24 protein-coding genes are annotated in these 24,842 nt (G+C 69.6%); 10 read left to right on the forward strand and 14 right to left on the reverse strand.

The features are described 5' to 3' along the window. Positions 1 to 6: 6 nt before the first annotated feature. Both A5700_RS02775 and A5700_RS02780 read right to left on the reverse strand, forming a co-directional pair. Positions 7 to 255: a DUF6480 family protein gene (locus A5700_RS02775; protein ID WP_068074195.1), complete on the reverse strand. Its 249-nt coding sequence runs from the start codon at positions 253 to 255 to the stop codon at positions 7 to 9. A 176-nt stretch (positions 256 to 431) separates the two neighbouring features. Then, positions 432 to 686, reverse strand: a complete 255-nt coding sequence (locus tag A5700_RS02780) for a hypothetical protein (protein WP_068074193.1) — start codon at positions 684 to 686, stop codon at positions 432 to 434. Between the two features lie 254 nt (positions 687 to 940). Between A5700_RS02780 and A5700_RS02785 the strand changes: the two genes are divergently transcribed. Both A5700_RS02785 and A5700_RS02790 read left to right on the forward strand, forming a co-directional pair. After that, a complete protein-coding gene (locus A5700_RS02785) occupies positions 941 to 1,498 on the forward strand; it encodes a CsbD family protein (RefSeq protein ID WP_068074303.1) in 558 nt (185 codons plus the stop codon). 28 nt (positions 1,499 to 1,526) lie between these two features. Then, positions 1,527 to 2,192, forward strand: coding sequence for an IF2 family translation initiation factor (locus tag A5700_RS02790; RefSeq protein ID WP_068074191.1), 666 nt, complete (start codon positions 1,527 to 1,529; stop codon positions 2,190 to 2,192). Positions 2,193 to 2,201: 9 nt separating this feature from the next. On the opposite strand, the gene A5700_RS02795 is transcribed toward A5700_RS02790, so the two are convergent. After that, positions 2,202 to 2,867 carry a cutinase family protein gene (locus A5700_RS02795; protein WP_068074189.1) on the reverse strand — a complete coding sequence of 222 codons (666 nt, stop codon included), beginning with the start codon at positions 2,865 to 2,867 and terminating at the stop codon, positions 2,202 to 2,204. Positions 2,868 to 2,940: 73 nt separating this feature from the next. Continuing rightward, on the reverse strand, positions 2,941 to 3,282 hold the full coding sequence (locus A5700_RS02800; protein ID WP_082966214.1) for a DUF3253 domain-containing protein: 342 nt from the start codon (positions 3,280 to 3,282) through the stop codon (positions 2,941 to 2,943). Between the two features lie 70 nt (positions 3,283 to 3,352). On the opposite strand from A5700_RS02800, the gene A5700_RS02805 reads away from it, so the two are divergent. Beyond that, a complete protein-coding gene (locus tag A5700_RS02805) occupies positions 3,353 to 4,453 on the forward strand; it encodes a spore photoproduct lyase family protein (RefSeq protein WP_068074187.1) in 1,101 nt (366 codons plus the stop codon). A gap of 3 nt (positions 4,454 to 4,456) precedes the next feature. Here A5700_RS02805 and A5700_RS02810 read toward each other — a convergent pair whose 3' ends face one another. The 4 genes from A5700_RS02810 to A5700_RS02825 all read right to left on the reverse strand — a co-directional run bounded on the left by A5700_RS02810 (position 4,457) and on the right by A5700_RS02825 (position 8,215). After that, on the reverse strand, positions 4,457 to 5,230 hold the full coding sequence (locus A5700_RS02810) for an enoyl-CoA hydratase/isomerase family protein (protein WP_068074185.1): 774 nt from the start codon (positions 5,228 to 5,230) through the stop codon (positions 4,457 to 4,459). A 50-nt stretch (positions 5,231 to 5,280) separates the two neighbouring features. Continuing rightward, the gene (locus tag A5700_RS02815; RefSeq protein ID WP_068074299.1) at positions 5,281 to 5,736 is read right to left on the reverse strand and encodes a nitroreductase family deazaflavin-dependent oxidoreductase; all 456 of its coding nucleotides are present in this window, start codon (positions 5,734 to 5,736) and stop codon (positions 5,281 to 5,283) included. 82 nt (positions 5,737 to 5,818) lie between these two features. Further along, on the reverse strand, positions 5,819 to 6,844 hold the full coding sequence (locus tag A5700_RS02820; protein WP_068074183.1) for a YihY/virulence factor BrkB family protein: 1,026 nt from the start codon (positions 6,842 to 6,844) through the stop codon (positions 5,819 to 5,821). A gap of 111 nt (positions 6,845 to 6,955) precedes the next feature. Then, positions 6,956 to 8,215 (reverse strand): mechanosensitive ion channel family protein, encoded by a 1,260-nt coding sequence (locus tag A5700_RS02825; protein ID WP_068074181.1) that lies wholly within the window; start codon positions 8,213 to 8,215, stop codon positions 6,956 to 6,958. Positions 8,216 to 8,388: 173 nt separating this feature from the next. Here A5700_RS02825 and hrpA point away from each other — a divergent pair, with 173 nt between their 5' ends. Further along, positions 8,389 to 12,300: an ATP-dependent RNA helicase HrpA gene (gene hrpA / locus A5700_RS02830; protein ID WP_068204429.1), complete on the forward strand. Its 3,912-nt coding sequence runs from the start codon at positions 8,389 to 8,391 to the stop codon at positions 12,298 to 12,300. Between the two features lie 205 nt (positions 12,301 to 12,505). After that, on the forward strand, positions 12,506 to 13,486 hold the full coding sequence (locus tag A5700_RS02835; RefSeq protein ID WP_156671046.1) for a hypothetical protein: 981 nt from the start codon (positions 12,506 to 12,508) through the stop codon (positions 13,484 to 13,486). A 6-nt stretch (positions 13,487 to 13,492) separates the two neighbouring features. On the opposite strand, the gene A5700_RS26470 is transcribed toward A5700_RS02835, so the two are convergent. Next, entirely contained in the window at positions 13,493 to 13,663 is a 171-nt protein-coding gene (locus A5700_RS26470; RefSeq protein ID WP_197502938.1) for a hypothetical protein, read from the reverse strand. A gap of 177 nt (positions 13,664 to 13,840) precedes the next feature. Here A5700_RS26470 and zwf point away from each other — a divergent pair, with 177 nt between their 5' ends. Further along, the gene (gene zwf / locus A5700_RS02840; RefSeq protein ID WP_068074178.1) at positions 13,841 to 15,343 is read left to right on the forward strand and encodes a glucose-6-phosphate dehydrogenase; all 1,503 of its coding nucleotides are present in this window, start codon (positions 13,841 to 13,843) and stop codon (positions 15,341 to 15,343) included. Here the strand turns inward: zwf and A5700_RS02845 are convergent. Then, positions 15,340 to 16,266 (reverse strand): class I SAM-dependent methyltransferase, encoded by a 927-nt coding sequence (locus A5700_RS02845; RefSeq protein ID WP_068074176.1) that lies wholly within the window; start codon positions 16,264 to 16,266, stop codon positions 15,340 to 15,342. The two genes, zwf and A5700_RS02845, sit on opposite strands and share 4 nt — an antisense overlap. Before the next feature lie 119 nt (positions 16,267 to 16,385). On the opposite strand from A5700_RS02845, the gene A5700_RS02850 reads away from it, so the two are divergent. Both A5700_RS02850 and A5700_RS02855 read left to right on the forward strand, forming a co-directional pair. Continuing rightward, the gene (locus A5700_RS02850) at positions 16,386 to 17,261 is read left to right on the forward strand and encodes a CoA ester lyase (RefSeq protein ID WP_068074174.1); all 876 of its coding nucleotides are present in this window, start codon (positions 16,386 to 16,388) and stop codon (positions 17,259 to 17,261) included. A gap of 168 nt (positions 17,262 to 17,429) precedes the next feature. After that, positions 17,430 to 18,665, forward strand: a complete 1,236-nt coding sequence (locus A5700_RS02855; protein ID WP_068074173.1) for an osmoprotectant NAGGN system M42 family peptidase — start codon at positions 17,430 to 17,432, stop codon at positions 18,663 to 18,665. A gap of 5 nt (positions 18,666 to 18,670) precedes the next feature. Here the strand turns inward: A5700_RS02855 and A5700_RS02860 are convergent, their stop codons facing one another. The 4 genes from A5700_RS02860 to A5700_RS02875 all read right to left on the reverse strand — a co-directional run bounded on the left by A5700_RS02860 (position 18,671) and on the right by A5700_RS02875 (position 23,421). Continuing rightward, complete coding sequence (locus A5700_RS02860; protein ID WP_068074171.1) at positions 18,671 to 20,128, reverse strand: aldehyde dehydrogenase; 1,458 nt, start codon at positions 20,126 to 20,128, stop codon at positions 18,671 to 18,673. A gap of 93 nt (positions 20,129 to 20,221) precedes the next feature. Next, on the reverse strand, positions 20,222 to 20,989 hold the full coding sequence (locus A5700_RS02865) for a class I SAM-dependent methyltransferase (RefSeq protein WP_068074169.1): 768 nt from the start codon (positions 20,987 to 20,989) through the stop codon (positions 20,222 to 20,224). Between the two features lie 51 nt (positions 20,990 to 21,040). Then, entirely contained in the window at positions 21,041 to 21,724 is a 684-nt protein-coding gene (locus tag A5700_RS02870) for a GAP family protein (protein ID WP_068074167.1), read from the reverse strand. 143 nt (positions 21,725 to 21,867) lie between these two features. Beyond that, positions 21,868 to 23,421: a GMC family oxidoreductase gene (locus A5700_RS02875; protein ID WP_068074165.1), complete on the reverse strand. Its 1,554-nt coding sequence runs from the start codon at positions 23,419 to 23,421 to the stop codon at positions 21,868 to 21,870. Positions 23,422 to 23,760: 339 nt separating this feature from the next. On the opposite strand from A5700_RS02875, the gene A5700_RS02880 reads away from it, so the two are divergent. Beyond that, a complete protein-coding gene (locus tag A5700_RS02880; RefSeq protein WP_231973919.1) occupies positions 23,761 to 24,318 on the forward strand; it encodes a TetR/AcrR family transcriptional regulator in 558 nt (185 codons plus the stop codon). A 30-nt stretch (positions 24,319 to 24,348) separates the two neighbouring features. Next, positions 24,349 to 24,816, forward strand: coding sequence for a lipocalin-like domain-containing protein (locus A5700_RS02885; protein WP_068074164.1), 468 nt, complete (start codon positions 24,349 to 24,351; stop codon positions 24,814 to 24,816). Positions 24,817 to 24,842 lie beyond the last annotated feature (26 nt).

Raw genomic sequence — 24,842 nt, forward strand, 5'->3', positions numbered from 1 at the left:
GAACCCTCACCCCAGGACGCCGGCGATCTTGAGCACCAGCAGCACCGCCACGGCCACGAAGGCAAGGACGAAGATGCCGATGCCGACCGCGCTCAACACGCCGCTTGGCCGCAGGCCGCCCGTGGCGGGCTCTTGGTGGTCGATCGCACCCGAGGTTTGCGCCGCGGCCGGGGGAGTGTCTCCCGGTGTGGCGCCTCCGCCCGGTTCGAGGCCCGGCGTGCGCGCGGGCTCGGGGTTGGGAGGTTGTGCGGTCATAGCGGTGCCGACCCTTCCGTCGCAGTGGGTCCTGTCGAACTGTCATGCCGGGCAACGCATGTCGCGACGCCCGGTGGTACGACCCACAGTGGGGTGCCGGTGCCGAGCGCGGGGCGTCGCCAGTGACCCAAGGGGAGGCTACCCGCCGCGCCGCGCCTCTAACGTTCGGCGGGCGATCAGCTTTCGACGTGCGGGGTCGGGCTTTGCGCGGATTCCCATTTCGACTCCGCGGAGCGCTTCACCGCGGTTCCGGCGGCCAGGTCGAGTTGGAACGTTTCACCGTTGTCGTCTTCGAAGGTGACGATGAAACCCCCGGAAGTCGCGTCCTTGAACACCACTTTGTAGGGCCGTTCGCCGCAACCGCGGTCGACGGCGACGATGTCGCCTGGGCTGACGTCGTCGATGGGGTCGTTGCCGGAGACTTCGGACATGGCGTCGACGGTAGTCGATGCCCGCCGACCGGCACCCGCCCGGGCGTTTACCCCGTCCGAATCATGATCCGATGGTGCGAAATGCCCTCGCCCGTAACATGTTTCGTTCCAACGGCAAGCCGCCCATCAGTCCCGCCGCCGGCAGTGGCGGGGATCACAGCGTTGTTTAGGTGGCCGGATCCGTGGAATGCCAGGGCCTGGACACCGAGGACCCGCGCCGGGTCGGAGGCGACAGGCTCAAGGAGACGTTTGGGATGAGTGAGCAGAACAAGGCCGACGAGGCACGCAAGGGATTGATCGATTCGGTCAAGGGCAAGGCCAAAGAGGTCGTGGGCGCCGTGACCGGCAACGAATCGCTGACCGCCGAGGGTCAGCTGGAACAGACGCAGGCGCACGACCGCAAGGAGGCGAACGCCATCGAGGCCGACGCCGAGGCGCAAGCGAAGCAGGCGCAGGACCAGGCCGCCGAGGTCAGGGCGGCGGGCGCCGATCAGCGGCTGGCGGCCGACGCGCAGGCAGTGGCGGCCGAGGACTCCATCGAGAACCAGCAAGCAACCCAGAAACGCGCCGCCGAGCAGGCCGCGCAGCGTCGCGCGGTCGCCGAGACGACGCAGGCCGAGATCGCGGCGCAGCGCGAGGCGCAGCAGGCCAGGGCCGAGGAGCGTGAGGAGATCCGCGACGCCACCGAGGAGGTTGTCGACGCCCTCGCCGAGCACCAGACCTCGGTGCAGGTGGCCGACAACGAGGAATCGGAGGCCGCGCGGCTGCGCCGCCACGCCGAGAACGTGTCCGACGAGGCCGACCTGCCCTGACGGCGGGTCTGAAGACAGGGAGAGAGTCATGAGGATTTCCGAGCTTCCGCTGGCGGTGCTGCGGTTCAACTACCAGCTCGCGCGGTTACCACTGCAGCTGATCGAGGATCGGGTGATCACCCGCATCCCCACCGAGGCGCCCGCGCGGCTGTTCTACGAGCGCTCGCTCGGCATGCTCGACACCACCGTCGGAAACGCGCTGGGAGACCCGGACCTGGTGGAGCGCGGTGCCGCGCTCGTCGAGCGCAGCGACGCGCTGGGGCGGGCGGCGCAGCTCGACGCCAAGGCGTCGACCCGCAAGCAGCAGGCCGACGCGAAACTGCAGGGCGCTCGCGAGGAGGCTGTGCAGGAACGCCAGGAGGCGCAGGCGGCCACCCAGCAGGAGATCAAAGAGGCCCGCAACGCCGCCGAGCAGCGCAAGCGCGACGCCGCCCAGTCGGCCCAGAAGGCCAGCGCCGCGGCGAAGCAACGCGCCGACGAGGTGGCCGCCAAGCAGAAGGAGACGGTCGAATCCACCAGGCGCCAGGTGGAGAACCGGACTCAGGCCACCGAAAAAGCCGCCGCAGAGGCCGCGGCGGCCAAGATCGACAAGGCCGAGGACAAGCTGGGCGAGGCCGCCGCGAAGCGCGCCGAGGCCGACCGGGTCGAGGGGCTGGCCGACGCCGAGAAGCGCGAACGCAAGGCCAACGACTGACGCCGCTGGTCAGACGCGCGGCGGGGGCCCTTGGTTGATCTTGTTGACCGCGTACGTCGCGGCCTGGTTGGTCATCCCCGCCTCGATGTAGGAGACGTGGGCCATGATGTTGCCGCCCGGCGAGCAGATCGGGTCGTCGGGTGCGCACAGGCTCAAGGTCTTGCCGCCGTAGGCCGGGTTGATGGTCGGCAGCGGCTGGCCTCCCCACAGCATGGTGGAGAACCCGCTGGTCGGCTCGCCGAACAGGGCGACTGCGGCGACGTGGTCCGCCACCGACGCCGGCATCGCGTTGGTGGCCAGGTCGATGACGGTCGAGCCTTGCGAGTAGCCGCCGAGCACGAGCCGGGAGTTCGGGCAGTTGGCGACGGTCTGTTGAATGTGGGAGCTCGCATCGGCCGACCCGGCGTTGGCGCTGTTGTGGTAGTCGTCGTTGGCGGGGTAGTTGACCGCGTAGACGTCCACGGACCGGCCGCCCAGCTGCGAGGTCAGCGAGTCGACGAAGGCCTGCCCGATGTTGCCCAGCCCCGGCTCCTGGTGAGTGCCGCGCGCGAACACCACCGCCACGTCCGAGCAAGGATCTGCCGAGGCGGCGGGCGGGCCGAGGGGTGCGCTCAGCAACGCCCACGTCGTCGCAGCCGAGACACCCAGGATCCGAACAGTTGCGCGTGCGGTCATGCCCAAATCCTGACATACCGGTCCGCACGGCCGCGCCCGCGGCTGGAACGGCGGCGGTGAAGGGCGAGCCGGGTCAGCCGCCGGCGGGCCGGATCCGCACGGCGCCCCGCCAGTCGCCGTCGGGTTCGAGGACGCGGCCGCGCTGGACGATCTCCACCTCACCGGCGCGGGCGAGGTGGCGCGCCGCGTCGCGGGCGTCGTCCATCAGCGACCGCCAGTCGGCGCCACCGACGGCCCGGGCGGCGTCCGACGGGCAGATGCTGCTCTGGCGGCCCCGGTGCGCGGCGAGCGCGCGGATCGACGACGTGAGCCGGCTGCGGAGCGGCCCGTCGCCCAGGGCCGCCGCGTCGTCCTCGGCGACCCGGCCGCCGTCGTCGAGCGCCCGCTGCAGCTCCGCGCGCATCCTGTCAGCCATATCACCAGTCAACACCCGGCCGCGGCCGTGGTCCGCGGAACCGCCACCGACGCGCGACCGTTGAACCGGCATGCGCGTCGACACCTCCGCCCTCAGGACGCCGGCCGACCTCGCCGGCCGGCTCCTCGACATCAAGCGGATCTACCACGAGCCCGGCATCGAGCGCTTCGCGCGGGCCCGTGAGGTGCTCGACCGCTTTGCCGGCGCCGAACTGATCGAGGTCCCGTCGCACCAGGCGATACCGGGGTTGTACGGCAGCGAGGGCAACGTCGAGGACTGGGTCCGCAACAAGCGCGAGGTGCTGGTCCTCGGGGAGAAGAAGAGCCTGTCGGCGCGCCGCAACGAACGGTCCAGCGACTGGATCGCCCCGTCGACCGCCAACGGCTGCGCCATGGCCTGCTCGTACTGCTACGTGCCGCGGCGCAAGGGGTACGCCAACCCCATCACGGTGTTCGCCAACATCGACAAGATCACCGGCTACCTCGAGCGGCACGCCGCACGGCAGGGCGTCAAACCGGAACCCAACCAATGCGACCCGGTGGACTGGGTCTACGACATCGGCGAGAACAGCGACTGCTCGGTGGACGCCCTGGTGTCGGCCAACGTGCGTGACCTGGTCGACCTGTTCGCCCGCATCCCGAACGCCAAGGCCAGCTTCGCCACCAAGTTCGTCAACCGCGACCTGTTGGCCTACGACCCGCGGGGCGGCACCCGCGTGCGGTTCAGCCTGATGCCCGCAGGCGTGTCCCGGATGGTCGATATCCGCACCTCGAAGATCGCCGACCGCGTCGCGGCCATCGACGACTTCGTCGAGGCGGGCTACGAGGTGCACCTCAACTTCAGCCCGGTCATCGTCTACGACGGCTGGCTGGACGACTGGGCCGAGCTACTCGACCAGGTCGCGGATCACACCAACCAGCGGACCAAGCGGCAGTTGGCGGCCGAGATCATTTTCCTCACGCACAACCAGGGGCTGCACGACGTGAACCTCGGCTGGCACCCCAAGGGCGAGGAGTTGCTGTGGCGGCCGGAGCTGCAGCAGCTCAAGCGCAGTCAGAGCGGGCAGTGGAACGTGCGCTACAAGAGCCCGTGGAAGGGGCGCTGGGTGCAGGACCTCACCGACCTGATCGCGGTCAAACTGCCCGACTGCCGGGTGCGGTACGCCTTCTGACCGTCATCGCCCACGCCACCGCGGCGTGCGCTTCTCGGCCCACGCCCGCAGCCCCTCGGCGACGTCCTCGGTCGCCCCGGCCACCTTGCGCATGGTCTCGCCGAAGCGCACCGCTTCGATCCAGCCCATGTCCGCGGCGCGCCACGCCACCTCCTTGGTCGCCCGCTGGGCCAACGGCGCGGCCTCGGTGAGGGTGCGGGCCCAGGCCGCCGCCTCGGTCTGCAGGTCGCCGGGCTCGACCAGCTTCCAGACCAACCCCACCTCCTTGGCCCGCTCGGCGCTCATCGGCTTTCCGGTCAGCAGCAGCTCCATGGCGTTCGCCCAGCCCACCCGCTGCGGCAACCGGATGGCGCCCACGATCGTCGGCACACCCAGGGACACTTCGGGGAAGCAGAAAGTCGCCTCCGTACTGGCAATGACGAAGTCGCAGAACAGGACTCCGGTCACTCCGTAGCCGATGCAGGGGCCGTGCACCGCGGCGATGGTCGGCTTGAACAACTCCATCCCGCTCTCGAACGAGTTGATCGTCGGCTTCTCCCAGAAGGTGCCGCCGAACGTACCGACCGAACCCTCGCCGTCTTTCAGGTCGCCCCCGGCGCAGAAGACGCTGCCGTTGGCCGTGAGGATCCCGACCCAGGCGTCCAGGTCGTCGCGGAAGCGGTCCCAGGCCGCGTTGAGCTCCTGGCGCAGCGCGCCGTTGATGGCGTTGCGCGCCTCGGGCCGGTTCAGCGTGAGGGTCGCGACGTGGTCGTGCAACTCATAGGTGACGAGGCTCATGGCTGAACCCTATTGCGCCCCGCGCCCGCTGCGGGGGCCGCGGGTGCCCGCTAGCCGTCGCGCCGCTCCAGCGCGAAGACGGGGATGACCCGGCTGGTCCTGCTCTGGTACACGCCGAAATTCGGTGCACGGGAGACGATCTCGTCGAACACGGCATCTCGCTGCGCCCCGTGCAGCTCCTCGGCCACCACCGCGAAATCCGCCCCGCCGGCTTCGACCCGTGCCGAAGGACGCGCGCGCAGGTTGTGCACCCAGGCCGGATCTTTGGGGGCGCCGCCGCGCGATCCCACCACCGTCATGCGCCCGTCGACCGTGAAGTACGCGAGCGGCGTCAACCGTGGCCGGCCCGACTTGGCCCCGGTGGTGGTCAGCAACAGGACCGTGTGGTCTTCGAAGACGCCCCCGACCTTGCCGCCGGTCGCGTAGAACTCGTCGACAATCTGGTCGTTGAACGTTTTCAGCGCCGCGTCGTCCGTGCGGAACAATTCGTCGTCGAACTCCTGCATGAGCACGAGGATACGCAACACGGCCTGCCTACAGGCCGCGCGAATCATGTTGCGTTGCAAGCCTTGTGCTAGCCAGCAGCTCTCACGGCACGTGGGGGCGGTGCATGTTGTGCAGCCGGGCGCCGAGGTGGTCGATGCCCTTTTCGCCCGCGCGTTTGATGTCGTCGAAGGTGACGCTGACGCGTTCGTAGGCCTTGACCCGCTCCGCCTTGACCTTCTTGGTATAGGTCCTGCGGTCCGCCGGGGTCAGGTCGACGTCGTCGGTGAACGCGCCCAGCAGCGCGCGCGGGTAGAGCCGCTCGACCAGGACGACGTTGATCTCCGCGCACACCACCAGCGCGACGGACGCGAGGAACAGGAACGCCAGCGCCCCGAGCACGAGCGCGAACACGCTGTTGGTGGCGCTCGCCCGCCTCACGGTGTGTGCCACGTAGCCGGCGCCGAACCACTGCAGCAGCTGCCAGATGAACGCCGCCGCGACGGCTCCCGGCCACACCTCGCGGTAGGTGAGGGGCCGGGCGGTGGTCACCTTGAACGCGATCAGACAGATCACTGCGTTGATCGCCACGGCGAGCAGGGCCAACCCAATTTTGCCGAAGGCGCCGAGCGCGCCGGTGGCGTGCCCGACGGCCGACAAGGCGGTGGCCGCGACCGCGGCCGACCCCAGGCACAGCAGAAGCAGGCCGCTGCGCAGCCGCGCGCGCAGGGGATCCGGGCGTTGATGCTTAGGCACCGCCCACACCGAGTCCATGGCGTTCTGCAGCGCCTGGCCCACGCCCAGCCCGCCGTAGAGCGCGCCGAGCAGCCCGATGACGACGCCCGTCGGCCCGCCGCTCAGGCCCTCGGGGTGGTGGAGCTGGTTGCCGATGACGGGAAACTGGCTCAGCGTGCTGTGCAAGACCTGCGCTTGCAGGTCCGGCCGCCCGGCCAGCACCACGCCTAGGCCGGTGGTCAGCAGCAACAGCAGCGGAAACAGCGACACCAGCGCGTAGTAGGTGATCAGGACGGCGAGGTAACCGCCCTGGTCGTCGTTGTACTTGTAAACGACAGCCACCAGCACCCCAACGGCCCGATTCCGTCGCTGCAGGTCATCCAGCCAACCGACCATCGCCGATCACTTTTCTTCGCGGGGGCCACAGGCCCGGTCAATGCGCTGGGTGATACCCAATTGCGGCCGCCTCGTAACCACATCGGTTCGGTGAAGCGGGGCCGGCCGCGATCAGCCGCCGTTACGACGCGCCCTGGCCAACACCTGATCGTCGGCGCGGTCGTCGTCGCGGCGGGGTCCCTCGAAGGCCCGGGCGCGCTCCTCGGCGTCCGGGCTACCCGTGAAGGTCCCCGACACGGCGGCGTCCACGCGCGATTGCGCGGCGTCGGGGGCCGCCGGCTGGCCGCCGTCCAGCACGCCGGGAAGCGACCCTTGCGAGTGCTCGACGCGGTGGCGCAGCAGAGCGCCCTGCTGGGTGCGATGCAGCCAGGTGACCATGCCCTCGCGGACCGCGCAGCGCAGGTCGAACAGCAGGCCCGCGTTGGCGGCGCTGACCAGCATGCGCACCCGGACCCGGCCCTCGACCGCGTCGGTGACCTGCAGCACTCCGGCGCGGCCGTCCCACAGCTCGTTGCAGCGCAGCAGCCGGTCCAGCTCTTCGCGCATCGCGTCCAGCGGAACGCTGAAGTCGACGTCCATCTCCACGGTGCCCAGCAGCGCGGTGGCGTTGCGGGTCCAGTTCTGGAACGGCGTCTTGGTGAAGTAGGTGCACGGCAGCACCAGCCGACGCTCGTCCCACAGGTGCGCGACCACGTAGGTCAGCGTGATCTCCTCGATGCGGCCCCACTCGTTCTCCAGCACCACCACGTCGCCCACCCGGATCGCGTCGGAGAACGCGATCTGCAGGCCCGCAAACACTGCGCCCAGGGAGGTCTGCGCCGCCAGACCGGCGACCACCGACAGCACCCCGGCCGAGGCGAACAGCGTCTTACCCAGGTTGGAGAAGGCGGGGAACGTCATCAGGATGGTCGCGAGGCCGAACGCCACCACCAGGGCGACGACCAGGCGGCGCAGCACCGTGATCTGCGTGCGCACCTTGCGCCGGTGCCGGTCGGCATCGCTGATTTCCTCGCCGCCGGCGAACCGCGCGATGGCGCGCCGCTCGGCGACGAACACCAGGCTGGCCACCAGCCAGGTGCCCGTGGCCATGACGGCGATCACCAGCAGGTGGTCCGCCCAGCCGCGCCACATCGCCGACGAGTCCGACGTGTGATGCATCGCGTTCGTCGCGGCGATGACCATGAAGGTGGCCCGCAGGGGCCCGCGGGTCAGCACGTCGATGTCGGCGATGATCGCGCTGCGGCCCTTCACCCGCTGCAACAGCCACGACAACGCGACACCGAGGCCGTAGGCGAACACCACGGCGCCCACCACCCAGCCGACGTTGAGGGCCGTGTGGGCGAAGGTCTCGGGCACGATCGTTTTCGGCATAGCGAAGGCTGCTCCTGGGTGGGGGAGGGTGGGATTCACGCCATTGGGGCCCAACTCGGGGCCTCATAGGCCTTCCCCGGATGCGGCTCGAAAAAAACGTCAGCCCACAGTTTTTCGGATTGAGACCGTCGTCACAGCAAACGCCGGTTCGCGGCCGCGCCTATCGTGGCCTGGTGGCCGAACCGTCCGTCGTGCAGTTACGCGAGCGGCTCGACGGTCTGACCTTTCGCGACGCCGCCCGGCTGGGCCGGCGGCTCAAGCAGCTGCGCGGCGCCGCCCCGGAGAAGCTGCAGCCCCTGGCCGACCAGGTCGCCGCGTCCGAGGCGCTCGTCGCCGCGCGCCGCGCGGCGCTGCCGGCGATCAGCTACCCCGACCTGCCGGTCAGCGAGCGCCGCGAGGAGCTCGCCCACGCCATCGCCGGCAACCAGGTGGTCGTCGTCGCCGGAGAGACCGGGTCCGGGAAGACCACCCAGCTGCCCAAGATCTGCCTGGAGGCGGGCCGCGGCATTCGCGGCACGATCGGGCACACGCAGCCACGCCGGTTGGCCGCGCGCACTGTCGCCCAACGCATCGCCGACGAGCTGGGCAGCCCGCTGGGCGACATCGTCGGCTACACCGTGCGTTTCACCGACCAGGTCAGCGACCGGACGCTGGTCAAGTTGATGACCGACGGGATCCTGCTCGCCGAGATCCAGCGGGACCGCCGGCTGTTGCGCTACGACACGTTGATTCTCGACGAGGCCCACGAACGCAGCCTCAACGTCGATTTTCTGCTCGGCTACCTGCGCGAGCTGCTGCCGCGCCGCCCCGACCTCAAACTCATCGTGACGTCGGCGACCATTGAGCCGCAACGCTTTGCGGCGCACTTCGGCGGCGCACCGATCGTCGAGGTGTCCGGGCGGACGTATCCGGTCGAGATCCGCTACCGGCCGCTCGAGGTCGCCGTGCCGGCCGCCGCCGCGCCCGACTCCGGGGATCCCGACGACCCGGACCACGAGGTGGTGCGCACCGAGATCCGCGACGAGATCGAGGCGATCGTCGACGCCATCGGAGAACTCGAGGCCGAGCCGCCCGGCGACGTTTTGGTGTTCCTGTCCGGCGAACGCGAAATCCGGGACACCGCAGAGGCGTTAGCGGGCCTGCGGCACACCGAGGTGCTGCCCCTGTATGCGCGCCTGCCGACCGCGGAGCAACAGAAAGTGTTCGCGCCCCACACGGGGCGCCGCGTCGTGTTGGCCACCAACGTCGCGGAAACGTCGCTGACCGTGCCCGGCATCCGCTATGTCGTCGACCCCGGCAACGCCCGCATCTCCCGGTACAGCCGCCGGCTGAAGGTGCAGCGGCTGCCGATCGAGCCCATCTCGCAGGCGTCCGCGGACCAGCGGGCCGGGCGCTGCGGCCGGATCGCCCCGGGGGTGTGCATCCGGCTGTACGCGGAGGACGACTTCGCCGCCCGACCGCGCTACACCGACCCCGAGATCCTGCGCACCAACCTCGCGGCCGTGCTGCTGCAGATGGCGGCCTTGCAGCTGGGGGACGTCGAGCTCTTTCCCTTCCTCGACCCACCGGACCGGCGCAGCGTCCGGGACGGCGTGCAGTTGCTGCAGGAACTCGGGGCCTTCGACGCCGGCGGGGCGATCACCGACCTCGGCCGCCGCCTGGCGCGGCTGCCCGTCGACCCGCGGCTCGGCCGGATGATTCTGCAGGCCCAATCCGAGAGGTGCGTGCGCGAGGTGCTGGTGCTGGCCGCGGCGCTGACGATCCCCGACCCGCGTGAGCGTCCACACGACCGGGAAGAGGCCGCCCGCCAAAAGCACGCCCGCTTCACCGACGAGCATTCGGATTTCCTGTCCTACCTCAACCTGTGGCGGTATTTGCGCGAGCAGCGTAGAGCGTTGTCGGGTAACGCTTTTCGTCGGATGTGCCGCGAGGAGTTCCTGCATTACCTGCGCGTGCGGGAGTGGCAGGATCTGGTGGGGCAGCTGCGCAGCGTGGCCCGCGATCTGGGCGTCGTCGAGGAGACCGGCGAACCGGCCGACCCGGGCCGCGTCCACGCGGCGGTGCTCGCCGGCCTGCTCTCCCACATCGGGATGCGCCGCGAGGACGACCGGGATTACCTGGGCGCCCGCAACTCGCGCTTCGTCCTGGCGCCCGGGTCGGCGCTGAGCAAGCGGCCGCCGCGCTGGGTCGTGGTGGCCGAGCTGGTCGAGACCAGCCGCCTGTACGGCCGGACCGCGGCGCGCATCCAGCCCGAGGCCGTCGAGCGGATCGCGGGCGAACTGGTGCAACGCAGCTACAGCGAACCGCATTGGGACGCCAAGCGCGGCGAGGTCATGGCGTACGAGCGGGTCACCCTCTACGGCCTGCCGCTGGTGGCGCGCCGCCGCGTCGGCTACGCCGGCGTCGACCCGGTGGCGGCGCGCGAACTGTTCATCCGGCACGCGCTCGTCGAGGGGCAGTGGCAGACCCGGCACCACTTCTTCGGTGACAACGCGCGCCTGCGGGCCGAGGTGGAGGAGCTCGAGGAGCGGGCCCGCCGCCGCGACCTGCTCGTCGGCGACGAGGAGATCTTCGCGCTCTACGACGCCCGCATCCCCGCCGACGTGGTCTCCGCCCGGCACTTCGACGCATGGTGGAAAAAGCAGCGCCACCGCACCCCCGACCTGCTCAGCTTCACGCGCGAGGACCTGCTGCGCTCGCCCGACATCGCGGACGCCGAACGGCCGGACGCCTGGCAGGCCGGCGACGTCGCGCTGCCCTTGACCTACCGGTTCGAACCCGGCGCCGCGGACGACGGTGTCACGGTGCACGTGCCGATCGACGTGCTGGCGCGCCTCGGCGGCGACGAATTCGCCTGGCAGGTGCCGGCCCTGCGCGAGGAACTGGTCACCGCGCTGATCCGCTCGCTGCCCAAGGATCTGCGCCGCAACTTCGTCCCGGCCCCCGACACCGCCCGCGCCGTGCTGGCCCACATCGACCCGGCGGGCGAACCCCTGCTGCCGGCGCTGCAGCGCGAATTGCGCCGCCGCACAGGGGTTGTCGTTCCCCTCGAGGCGTTCGGACTCGACAAGCTGCCGCCGCATCTGCGGGTGACGTTCGCCGTCGAGGCCACCGACGGCACGGAGGTCGACCGCGGCAAGGACCTGGCGGCGCTGCAGGAGCGGCTCACCACGCCGGCCCGCCGGGCCGTCGCGCAGGCGGTGGCGGCTGAGCTGGAGCGCACGGGCCTGCGCGGGTGGCCGGACGACGTCGACGAGCTGCCCCGCGCGGTCGAGCGCACGATCGACGGGCGCACGGTGCGGGGGTACCCCGCCCTCGTCGACGCCGAGTCTTCCGTCGAGCTGCGGGTGTTCGCGACGCCGGCCGAGCAGGCCCGGGCGATGGGATCCGGCACGCGGCGGCTGTTGCGGCTCAGCCTGCCGTCACCCGTGAAAGCCGTTGAGCGCCAACTGTCCCCGCGCACCCGGCTGGGGCTGGGCGGCAACCCCGACGGGTCGCTGTCGGCGCTCATCGAGGACTGCGCCGACGCCGCGGTGGACGCGTTGGTGCCAGAACCCGCGTGGACCCGCGCCGGCTTCGCCGCGCTTCGCGACAGGGTCGCGACGGCCCTGGTGCCGCAGACCGTCCAGGTTTTGGGACGCGTCGAAGACGTGTTGGCGGCCGCACAGCATGTCCGCCTCGCGCTGCCCGCACAGGCGCCGCCCGCCCAGCAGGAGGCGATCGCCGACATCCGCGCCCAGCTCGATCGGCTGTTGCCAACCGGTTTCGTCACCGCCACGGGTGTCGGCGGTCTCACCGACCTCACCCGCTACCTGACCGCGGTCGGCCGCCGCCTCGACCGGCTGCCGCACGGGCTGCAGGCCGACCGCGAACGCCTGCAGCGGGTGCGGGCCGTGCAGGACGCCTACGCCGAACTGCTCGCGACCCTGCCCGCGGCGCGCAGGGCGGCCGCGGAGGTGCGCGACATCGGACGACAGATCGAGGAGTTGCGGGTGAGCTTGTGGGCACAACAGCTGGGCACGCCCCGCCCGGTCAGCGAACAGCGCATTTACCGCGCGATCGACGCGGTACGCGACCACGCCTGAGCGCTCGCTCAGCCGCCGATAGCGTTGCACCTCAAGGCCTTTCGCAGCGTCGCCGTCCTGCCCGGTGCCACCACCGCCCCCGGGTAGGCCGGGCCCGCGACCGCCGCGCCCGCGGCGCCCGGCGGGTTGCGACCAAACGACGGCTCGCGGCGACCGCCGGGGTGTAACGTGCCGGTGTTCGCTCATCAATTCCCAGGAAGCACTCATGGTGGACATCCCAAGCGACGAACCGGCCGAACCGCCGCTGGAGTGGGCAGAGGCGCAGCCGCTGCTGCGCCCGGTGCTGCGGCCGCAGAGCTACGTCAACCACCTGGTCAACAACGAGGCCCAGCCCTGGGTGCGCCAGGTATTGCCGTTCATCAGCGAGTTGGTGGTGGTGGACCTGCCGGACGCGCGCGCCATGGTCACCCCGCAGGAGACCACCGCGTGGGGAATCAGCGGCGAGCAGGCGTTCGCCGTCGCCCGGGAGAACCTCACCGCCCGCCAACAGACGTTCGCGCCGGGCGAAAGGTTCCTGTTGCAGGACGCCGACGGCAGCTCCTACATCGATTCGATGATCCTGGCCACCGGCTGGCTGGGCTCCCTGTCCGTCCCCGGCGGCCCGCGACCCCTGGTGTTCTTCCCCGGCGACGGCGCGTTGCTCCTGGGCACCGACGCCCCCGACGTGGCCCCGGAGCTGTTCTCGATCGCCGAGCAGATGTACCGGGACGCCTCCGTGCCGATCTCCCCACAGGGCTACACCTTCGAGGGCAGCACCATCGTGCCGTTCGACCAAGCCGGCCCGCACCCGCTACGTGACCTGGCGCTGCGGGCACGAACGATCTTGGCCGCCAACGAATATCGGCAGCAGACCGAGTTCCTTCGGGAGCACTACGAGCGCGAGATGTTCCCGCAGTACGTCGGCGCGGCGCGCATCGTCGAGACGTCCTGGGGGATGCGGACCACCGCCGTCTGGGGGCAGGGCATTCCGTGGGAGTTGCCGCAGACGGACTACGTGACGTTCCTGGCCGGCGACCCGGCCAACGTCTCCGACACGTTCTCGGTACCGTTCGCCACCGTGGTCGACGTGGTGGGCATCCTGCCCGTGGTCGGGCTCAACCCGGTGAGGTACCGCGCCACCGAATGGCCGACGCCCGACGCGCTGGCGGCGCTCAAGGCGCACACCGTCAGCCTGCCCAACGCCTGAGCGGCCTCAGTCCGGGGGCTCGTTCTCCGAGCCGCGGGTGGCGGTGTTCTCACGCTCGCTGGGCTTGCCCGGCACATCCGCGGCCTCCCGGTCGTCGGCGACCTTCTCCTCGAGTTCGTCGACAATGTTCTCCAGCTGCTGAGCGCGGCTCACGGGGTCTTCGTCGGGTTTTGTCATATCGCCTTCCTGGAGTGGCAAGGGCACGGATCCCACCGCTGAAATCCGCCGCCATCCCATACCCCGCCGCAACGCGGGTAATCGGATTGCGACGGACGTCGCAGTGCGCCCGCCGTGCGGAACGGCGAGACGCCGAACGACGAGACATAGCGGCGCGGCAATGGAAGTATCGCAGAGGTGGCCACCCAGAAACCGCAGACCATCTCGTACCCGGCTCCCGACCGACGCCCGCACCGCCACCAGGCCGACCCGCTCGACCCGCACGTCATCGTCCTCTTCGGCGCCACGGGTGACCTGGCCAAGCGCAAGCTGCTGCCCGGCCTGGCCTACCTGGACCAGTCCGAGCTCGCCCCCCACATCCAGATCGTCGCCACCTCGCTGGAAGACCTCAGCGACGACGACTTCCGCGACCTGGCCAAGAAGGCGATCGACGACTTCGGCACCCACAAGCTGACGCCCGAACAATGGGCCAACTTCGAGAAAATCGTCACCTACGTGCCGCAGGGCGCCGGACCTCAGGCGCTGGCGGATGCGGTCGCCCAAGCCGAGGAGAATCTCGGCGGCGACAACGTGCGCCGCCTGCATTACCTGTCGGTGCCGCCGAAGGCGGCGCGCGACGTCATCACCATGCTGCGCGACGCGAAGCTGGTCGAACGGTCGCGGGTGGTCATGGAGAAGCCGTTCGGGACGGACCTGTCCAGCGCGGTCGCCCTCAACGACTTCGTGCACGAAACCTTCGAGGAATCCCAGATCTTCCGGATCGACCACTTCCTGGGCAAGGAGGCCGCGCAGAACATCCTGGCGTTCCGATTCGCCAACGGCCTGTTCGAGCCGATCTGGAATCGCAACTTCATCGACCACATCCAGATCGACATCCCCGAAGCCCTCGGGCTGGACCAACGCGCCAACTTCTACGAGGAGACCGGCGCGTACAAGGACATGGTGGTCACCCACCTGTTCCAGGTGATGGCGTTCGTGGTGATGGAGCCCCCGACGGCGCTCGAGCCGTTCGCCATCAGCGAGGAGAAGAACAAGGTCTTCCGCTCCATGCTGCCCATCAAGCCCTCCGACGTGGTGCGCGGGCAGTACTACGGTTACCGCGAAGAGAACGGCGTGGCAAGGGATTCCGACACCGAGACGTTCATCGCGCTCAAGGTCGGCATCGACAACTGGCGCTGGGCCGGGGTGCCCATCTACCTGCGCACCGGTAAGAAGATGGCCGAGGGAATCCGGGTGATCTCGATCGCCTTCAAGGAGGCGCCCCGCACCATGTTCCCGCCGGGTTCGGGCGTGGGGACGCAGGGCCCGGACCACCTGACCTTCGACCTGGCCGACAACTCGAAGGTGTCGTTGTCGTTCTACGGCAAACGCCCCGGCCCGGGAATGAAGCTGGACAAGCTGTCGATGCAGTTCTCCTCGCAGGAGATCGACACCGTGGTCGACGTCCTGGAGGCCTACGAACGGCTGATCCTCGACGCGATGCGCGGCGATCACACGCTGTTCAACACCGCCGAGGGCATCGAATCCCTTTGGGAGCGTTCAGAACAGCTGCTCGAGGACCCGCCCCCGGCCAAGCTCTACCAGCCGGGCACCTGGGGCCCCAACGCGATTCACCAGCTCATCGCGCCGAACGCGTGGCGCCTCCCGTTCGAGCGGGGCTGGCGGGAATCCAAGCGCTAACCTTGCAGTTCGGCGGTCAGATAGCTGATCGCCCGCCGGAAGGAAGCCAGAATCTCGTTGTCCGGCAACACGAATCCGTAGCGGTCATACAACTGCTCGGTGGGGAACTGGGTGACGCGCCAGCCGGTGGCGCTCAGGTGATCGGCGGCGGGCCGACGGGCGCCCAACCACACCAGTTCGGCCACGTCGACGTCGAGGCCGTGGTCCCGCCAGGCCGCGCGCATCGACCGGGCGCGCTCGTCGGTGAAAACGCCCATGTCGGTGATGTTTTCGGTGGCCAGCCGGCTGCCGGGCGCGCTGAGCGCGGTGATGCTGTCCAGCAGCCGGTCCTGGGCCTCGGGCGGCAGGTAGGGGAGCAGGCCTTCGGCGATCCAGGCGGTGGCCGCCGTATCGTCAAAACCGTTGTCCCGCAGGGCCCGCGGCCAGTCGTCGCGCAAGTCGATGCTCACGGTGCGCCGCTGCGCGGTCGGCTCGGCGCCGATCCCGGCCAGGGTCTCGGTCTTGAAGGCGATCACCTCGGGCTGGTCGACCTCGAACACCACCGTGCCCTGCGGCCAGGCCAGTCGGTAGGCGCGCGCGTCGAGCCCGGCGGCCAGGATGACGGCCTGGCGCACGCCGTCGGCCGTCGCGGCGCCGAAGAAGTCGTCGAAGAAACGGGTCCGCACCGTCATCTGCTCGGACCGCTGCCGCAGCGTCATCGGCATGTCGTCACTGTCGAGGGGGACCTGCCCGTCGAGCATCCGCGTGAAGAATGGGTGACCCACCGCGCGCACCAGCGGCTCGGCGAACCGGTCGTCGAGCAGCGGCTCCGGCTGCCGCGAGGCCAGCGCCCGCGACGCCGCCACCATGGTGGCCGTCGCACCGACGCTCGAGGCCAGGTCCCAGCTGTCGCCCTCGCTGCGTGCCGTTCCGGACGGTGACATGGATTCCCCTTCCTGCGCGTTGCGGCCCCGCGGCCGTCGAGATCGACGCTAGCGCGGCCCGGCCCGAAACGGCACCACGATAACGTCGGTCTCGACGCCACGAGGAGAAAGCACACTTCATGACACCGAGCCTGCGCCCCCGCCGATCGGCCCTCTACCTGCCCGGCAACAAGCCGCGGGCGCTGGAGAAGGGGCAGAGCCTGCCCGCCGACGTGCTGGTGTTCGACCTCGAAGACGCGGTGGGACCGGACACCAAGGCCGAGTCGCGGGCCGCGGTGTGCGAGGCGGTCCGCACCGGCAGCTATGCGCCCCGCGAGGTCGTCGTGCGCATCAACGGCCTGGGCACCGAGTGGCACGAGGACGACCTGGCGGCGGTGGCCGGTTCGGCAGCGCACGGCGTGCTGGTGCCGAAGGTCGAAGGCGGCGAACAGGTCCGGGCGTTGGCCGCGTCCCTCGACGCCCTGGGCGCACCGGAGTCCTTGCACCTGTGGGTGATGATCGAAACGCCCAAGTCGTTTCTGCGTGCCGAGGAGATCGCATCGGCCAGCGAGCGGCTCGCCGCGCTGGTCATCGGCACCAACGACCTGGTCAACGACCTGCACGGCCTGCACGTGCCGGGCCGCGCGCCGATCGCCGCCGCGCTGTCGCTGGCCGTGCTGGGGGCGCGGGCGGCGGGCAAGGCCGTGCTGGACGGGGTGTTCAACGACATCACCGACGAAGCGGGGTTTCGCGCCGAGGCCCGGCAGGGCCGGGAGATGGGGTTCGACGGCAAAACCCTGATCCACCCGTCCCAAGTGGGCCCCGCCAACGCGGTCTTCGGCCCCTCGGAGCAGGAACTCGCCCACGCACGCAAGGTCGTCGCCGCCTACGACGAGGCGCGGGCGGCGGGCACCAGTGTCATCACCGTCGACGGCCGCATGATCGAGAGCCTGCACGTGCGCGACGCCCAGCGCATCCTCGCGCTCGCCGAGCGCATCCTAGAACTCGAGTCCTGACCGGCGGGCGCGGTTGCGCCGCCCCGGCGCCGACTGCACAGTCGTAACCGGGGACGTTCCCCCATCGCGAACAGGCGAGACCGCCGCGCCGCGAGAACCCGGGCCGACCGGCCGCGGTCGGCTACACGGTAGGTTGAACGCGGTTTCGACGACCCGAGAGGAGATGACGTGGGCCCAACCGCGGCCATGGCCGAGGCCGACCGCGCGTGGATGATCGACACGCTGCTCGCGCTGCTGCAGACCCCGAGCCCGTCGGGTCGCACGGACGCGGTGATGCAGTTGATCGGCGACATCTTCGACGACTTCGGGGTGCCGTTCACGCTGACCCGGCGCGGCGCGCTGACCGCCGAACTGGCCGGCGAGTCGCGGACCACCGACCGGGCGGTGGTGGTCCATTCGGACACCATCGGCTGCATGGTGCGCGAGCTCAAGGACAACGGCCGCCTCGAGCTGGTGCCGGTCGGTACCTTCTCGGCGCGCTTCGCCGCGGGGGCCCGCGTGCGCATCTTCATCGACGACCCCGACGAGTTCATCACCGGCACCGTGCTGCCGCTGAAGGCCAGCGGGCACGCGTTCGGCGACGAGATCGACACCCAACCCACGGGCTGGGAGCACGTCGAGGTACGCATCGACCGCAAGGTGTCCTCCCGGGAGGACCTCGTCCGGCTGGGCCTGCAGGTCGGCGACTTCGTCGCGCTGATCACCAGTCCGGAGCTCACGGCCGACGGCTTCATCGTCTCGCGCCACCTGGACGGCAAGGCGGGCGTGGCCATCGCGCTCACGCTGGCCAAGAACTTCGCCGAGAACAAGGTGCTGCTGCCGCACCGCACCACGATCATGGTCACCATCACCGAGGAGGTCGGCCACGGGGCCAGCCACGGCCTGCCCGCCGACGTCGCCGAGCTGGTGTCGGTGGACAACGCGGTGTGCGCGCCCGGCCAGCATTCCCTCGAGGACGGCGTGACGATCCCGATGGCCGACATGCACGGACCGTTCGACTATCACCTGACCCGCAAACTGTGCCGGCTCGCGCAGGAGTGCGGAATCCCGTTCGCGCGCGACGTGTTTCGGTATTACCGGTCGGACGCCGCGGCGGCCATCGAGGCGGGCGCCAACACCCGCGCGGCGCTGGTCGGTTTCGGACTCGACGGCAGCCACGGGTGGGAGCGCACCCACATCCAATCGCTGGAGGCCGCGTACAACCTGCTGCACGCCTGGCTGCAGACGCCGTTGACCTTCGCCAAGTGGGACGCCAAGCCGACGGGCAGCCTGCGCGACTTCCCGTCGTCGAAGCAGCCCGCCCCCAGCGAGCGGTGGGTGCCGTTGTCCCGCGGGGACTACGAGCTGCCGGGCGATGCTTCACCGGGCACGCACTGGCCGCCCTCGGAGGGGCCGCAGGCGTAGGCCCGCTACAGCTGCGCCCAGACGATCTTGGTCTGCAGGTAGGTCTCGAGCCCGGCCTTGCCGGATTCGTGGCCCCAGCCGGACTGCTTGTATCCGCCGAACGGCATGGAGTGGTCGTACTGGAACTGGCAGTTGAGGCCCACGGTCCCGGCCTTGATCCGCTTGGCCAACCGGTGGGCGCGGCCGAGGTCCTTGGTCCACACGGTCGCTGCCAGCCCGTAGGAGCTGTTGTTGGCCAACGCGACGGCTTCGTCCTCGTCGTCGAACGGCAGGATCGTCACGACGGGGCCGAAGATCTCCTCCTGGAAAAGCCGGCTGGAGTCCGGGTCCACGTTGGTCACCACCGTCGGGTGCACGAAGAACCCCTTGCGGTCCAATCGGTAACCGCCGGTGACGAATTCGGCGCCCTCGGCCCTGCCCTGCTCGAGGTAGCCGAGCACCCGGTCGAGCTGCTTTCGACTGATCAGCGGGCCGCTCATGGTGCCTTCCTCGTGGGGACCGCCCATTTTCATGGCGTCGGCGATCGCCGTCATGCCCTCGACCACACGGTCGTAGACGCTGCGGTGCGCGAAGATTCGCGACCCGCACACGCAGGCCTGCCCCGAGTGCACGAACGCGCCGAACGCCGCCAGCGTCAGGGCCTTCTTGACGCTCGCGTCGTCGAAGATCAGCACCGGGGACTTGCCACCGAGCTCCAGGGTGACCTTGTTGAGGTTGCTGTCGGCCGCGGCGTGCACGATTGCCCGGCCGACTTCGGTGGAGCCGGTGAACGCGACCTTCTCGACGTCGGGGTGCGCGGTGATGGCCGCACCGACCGTATGTCCATAGCCGTTGACCAGGTTCGCCACCCCGTCGGGCACCCCCGCCTCGGCCAGCAACCGCATCAGGACCGACGCCGAAAGGGGCGTCTCCTCAGCGGGTTTGACGACGCTGTTGCAGCCCGCGGCCAACGACGGAGCCAACTTCGCGCAGAAATTGAACACCGGCCCGTTCCACGGGAAGATCAATCCGACCACGCCATAGGGCTCGCGCAGCGTATAGGTGTGCAGGTGCGAGTCGACACCGGTGAGGCCGCCGGTGTTGACGTCGCGGGCGATGCCGTCGATCTTGGTGCACCAGCCGGCGTAGTAGCGGAACCACTCCGAGCCGACGGCCACCTGCATCTTGGCCTGGGCCGGATACATGCCGGCGTTGAGCATCTCCAGCTCGGCCAGCAGCTCGGCGTTCTCGTCGATCAAATCGGCCATGCGCCATAGGATCTTGGCTCGTTCGTAGTCGGGTTTGCCCGACCACACCCCGGACTCGGCGCTCGCCTTCGCACGCGCGACCGCCTCGTCGACGGCGTCCACGCCGCAGTCGGCGAATTCGGTGATCTGTTCCTCGGTCGCCGGGTCGAAGACCGGGATGACGTCCCCGGTGCCGCGGCGGTTGCGCACCTCGTCCAGCACAGCTTGCACCGACATGCCTGACCTCCTCGTCGAGGGATGCGGCCGAAGTTACGCGCTTAACCTCTCGCTGTCTACGGCATCGACGCGCGCCGCGGGCAAGCGCCGCGCTTAGCCGCCGCGGGCGATCCGATCCGCGCGCCAGCACCGCGACTGCATGGGGACGTCGATGGTCTGCGCCCCGGGAAACCGGTCGGCGAGGACCCCGCGGGCGTTGGCAAGCCGCCGGTCACGGTCCTGCGGGTCGGCGACGATGACCCGACTGTAGGTGGCGAGCATCGCCACCACGTTGTCGACCGTCATGGTCCGGACGAACGCGAAGGTCTCGCGCTCGACATGGTGGAAGATCTGCGGATCGGGCAACACCACGTTCTCGTGGCGCCGCCGGAATCGGTCGGGCGCGTCCAGCTCGGTCGGGGCGTCACCGGGCAACACCTCGAGGTTGCGCACCCAGTCCACGTCGCGGTCCCGGCTGGTCCAGATCAGCCCGAAGCGGCCACCGTCGCGCAACACCCGGCCGATCTCCGGAACGGCGCGTTCGGAATCCATCCAGTGCCACGCCGACGAGACGAACACGGCGTCCGCGCTCTCGTCGGGCAGGGGAATCGCCTCACCGCTACCCTCGACCGCGCGCACCTCGGGGGACCGTTGCGCGAGCACCGCCCGCATCCGCGGGTCCGGCTCGACGGCGACGACCCGTGCCGCCCGGCCGACGAGCGCGCGGGTGAACAGCCCCGTCCCCGCACCGACGTCGACGGCCACATCGCAGCCGGCCGGCAGCAACCATTGCACCGCCTGCGGTGGGGCCTGCGGCCGCAGCTCGTCGTAATCCTCGGCGATTGCGCCGAACGACATCGCACGTTCTCGACGATCAGTCACAGCGCCAACGTAATTCAGCCGGCTGTGCAAAGCATGTGAAAGGGGCGCGTCTCACCACAGCGCGCTGTGGTTGACCAGCGCGTCGGCGACCAGCCCCACTCCGAAGACCAGGAACAGCAGCCGGACCGACAACGGGCCATAGCGAGTGAGGATGCGCACCAGCCGGCGCTGGATGCGGTTCGCTCGGATGGTCCTCCGCATGGACAGGGCGAGGATGAGCAGCGGTGGAGCGAGCGCGATCATCCAGTAGCTGATGATCACCAACGGCCACAGTGGTGGCCGCGGATGCAGGGCGGCGAGCATGGCCAGCCCGGTCAGGTAGGGCACGGCGGTCGGGGCTTGGCCGGTGCCGACCGCCAGGCCCAGGAAGCCGAGCAGCCACGGCCGTCGCCGCATGGCGGCCAGGGCCCACCCGGGGGCTGAGGACTGCGCGGTCAGAGGGAAGTACGCCACACCGGCCAGGACGAGCCCGAGCACCAGTTCACCGCGGAACCGAATCGTCGGGGTCATGTGGAAATCGAGGAGCGTGGTGAGGGCGCTCAGACCAAGCACCGTGCACAGGCCGAAGGCCGTCGTGATGGTGAACACACCCGCGATGTAGCTCATCGCGCCGGGGACCGGGGACCGGCGACACAAGCGGCTGTCGAAGATGACGGCCGATACCACCCCGACGTTGAGGACGTTCAACGAGTCCAGCAGCGCCAGTCCTACCAGCGCAAAGACGAGGGTTAGCACCGGTGTTGGGCCTAGCGGGCGGCCGCGCCGGCCGCCCGCACCCGGACGAGGACGGCCGGCCGGGCCGCGACCGATGCGTCGTTCATGCCGCTGAGGATACGAGTTGGGCGACGCCGTGTCGGCCCAGGGGAGTGCCGCCGCGGCTAGAACCGGTGTTCGGCGGAGATGAACTGCGCGGCCCGCTCGCCGATGATCGCGCACGGCGCCATCGTGTTGGCACACGTGATCCGCGGCATGATCGATGCGTCGGCGACGCGCAAGTTCTCGAAGCCGTAGGCCTTCAGCCGGCCGTCGACCACCGACATGGCGTCCCGCCCCATCTTCGCGGTCCCGCACGCGTGCCAGTAGGTGCTCACCGCGTTGCGCAGGTAGGTTTCCAGCTCGGCTCCGCTGAGATCACCGGGCATCACCTCGCGTTTGACGAATGGCCGCAGCTCGGCGGAATTGCCGATCTCGCGGAGGGTTTCGATGCAGGCGATGGACGCCTTGAGGTCGTCGGGATGCGACAACGCATTGGCTTCGATGCGCGGGGGATCCGCGGGATCAGCGCCGCACAGTCGCACCCGACCGCGGCTCTTCGGATGCGTGGGCGAGCCGAACAAGATCCAACTGTTTTTCGGCAGACCGTATTTCGCCGCATTCTCGGAGGTGGCCTTGGGGAAGTCCCCGAGGCAGGCGAACAGGTCGGGGACCGCGATGTCCGCGGCTCCGGAATCCCAGAACAGCGTCGCCCCCGCCTGGAAGTTGCCCCGGACACCGTCCGGGAACTCCCAGACGCAGTCGAACCCGTAGTGGTCGTGGAAGTTTCGACCGACGCCGGGCAGGTGCTGGCGGGTCGGCACCCCGGCGCGCTTCAGCTCGGTTTCGTCGCCGACGCCCGACTGCATCAACACTTTCGGAGTCTGCACCGCACCGAGGGACAGCACTACCTCGGTGTCGGCGGCCACCCGGTGGACCTCACCGTCGTGAACCACCTCGACCCCGGTGGCCCGGTCCCCGTCGAATACCACGCGCGTCACCAGCGCGTCGGGCACCACGGTGAGGTTCGGCTTGCCCAGGTGCGGCGCGGTATAGGTGCGAAACAGCGACAGTCGCCTGCCGTCGACGCAGCGCAGATCGGTGATCGCGGCGCCGCGGATCTCCTCCATCAGCCTGCCGTTCGGGCTCTGATAGGTGGGGATCCCCAGCGCGCGCGCCGCCGCGACGGTCGCCGGCGCGAGCGGATGGACGCCGGGTGCCGGTTGTACGAACACCGGGCCGCCCCGCCCGCGGTGAGCGGGTTCGCCGCGGCCGTGCCAGTCCTCGATGTCGCGGTACAGGCTCAGCACGTGATCGTATGCCCAGGCCGGCTCTCCGGATTCGCGGGCGAACAGATCCCAGTCGTCGCGGTGCCCGCGGGCCCAGATCATGATGTTGATGCTGGATCCGCCGCCCAGCACCTTGCCCATCGAGAACGGGATGGAGCGCCCGAACAGGCGCGGGTCGGGTTCGGAGGCGAACACCCAGTCCCGTTCGCTACCGAGGTTCGACGGCCATTGGGCGGCCTCGGTCACACCGGGCACGTTGTCGGTGCCGCCCGCCTCCAGCAGAAGGATGCGCACGGCGGGGTTCTCGGCCAGCCGGCCGGCGACCACCGCGCCCGCCGATCCGGCTCCACACACGATGACGTCGTACCCGGCCTTTAATGCGTTGTCCACGAATCAATCTCCCACCGGCTCGCAACCAGCACAGTCGATACACCTTGGAGACGAGCCGTTCGGCGGACCGGTTCAAAAGTGGCGTTGATTCTCCAGAGTGGGAGATCGAATCATGTTGCTGCACTGCGCGTTTGATAATCCACATGCGAATCTGCAACGCGCAGAGATTATCTGGCGCTCGCCGAGCTGCGATCGACGGGGTGCACCAAGCCGCGCTACCCGGCAAGCTATGCCGTACGTCATACTACCATAGCGCGGGATACGCCCGATATGTCCTGTAGTTGCACAACGACATGTATGATGATCGTCATGGTACGTCGTACTGATGTCCGAGAGAGGATGGTCGCAGCCGCCCGCCGGCTTTTTCGTGAGCACGGTTACCTGGGCACCGCGCTGTCCGACGTGATCGCCGAAAGCGCAGCGCCGCGCGGCTCGCTGTACTTCCACTTCCCGGGCGGCAAGGATGAACTGGCGACCGAGGTGAGCCTGCTGCACTCCTCCGAGGTCATCGCCCACGTGAATCGCGTTGCGGGCAACACCGATTCGGCCGAGGAGTTCATCGCCGGTTTCATGGCCCACTTCCGTGACGAAATAGTGGGCAGTGGTTATCGACAAGGGTGCGCCGTGGCGCCCATCGTCATCGAATGCACGCCCGCCTCGGCCCCGCTCAGTGACGTCACCCGGCGCGGCTTCAGTGACGTCATCACCACGGTTGCGGCACGCCTGGCGGAGAAGTCCGTCCCCGAGGAAGCTGCGCGCAGCTTGGCGACCCTCGCCGTCACCACCATGGAGGGAGCCCTGATCCTCAGCCGCGCCCTGCGCAATCCCGAACCCTTCGATACGGCCATCACCGTGCTGACCGCCGCCACGCAGGACGCGGTCGGTGCGCACCGGTAACGACAACACCCACCGCGGGAGGACGCCATCATGACCGTCACTGACATCCAGACCCTTCGCGACTACCTCGTGGGAGCGTGGACGCTCGAGTCCTATCAGAGCAGCGCGCTCGACGGGTCCGACGTCCGCTACCCACTGGGCCCCGACGCCAAGGGGATCATCATGTACACCCCCGACGGTTACATGTCGGCGCAGATCATGCGGACCGACCGGGCTCCCGTCCGGCGGGGCGACCTGCAGGCCGCCGAAGACAGCGAACTGGCCTCGGCGGCAAGCGGATACCTTGCCTATTCGGGGCCGTACAGCGTGCTCGACAACAACGTCGTCGCGCATCACGTCGACGTCAGCCTGCTGCCCAACTGGATCGGCGGGACACAGTATCGCGCCGCCCAGATCGGCGACTCCAGGCTCCAACTCAGCCCCACCGAACCGGTGCTGATCCAGGGACAGCCACGCAACGGCCGCCTGGTGTGGCGGCGCGCGACCCCGCGCGCTTGATCGATAGGGCCTTCACCCACCGCCGA

The organism is Mycobacterium sp. E1214, assembly GCF_001666755.1.
Classification (GTDB): domain Bacteria; phylum Actinomycetota; class Actinomycetes; order Mycobacteriales; family Mycobacteriaceae; genus Mycobacterium.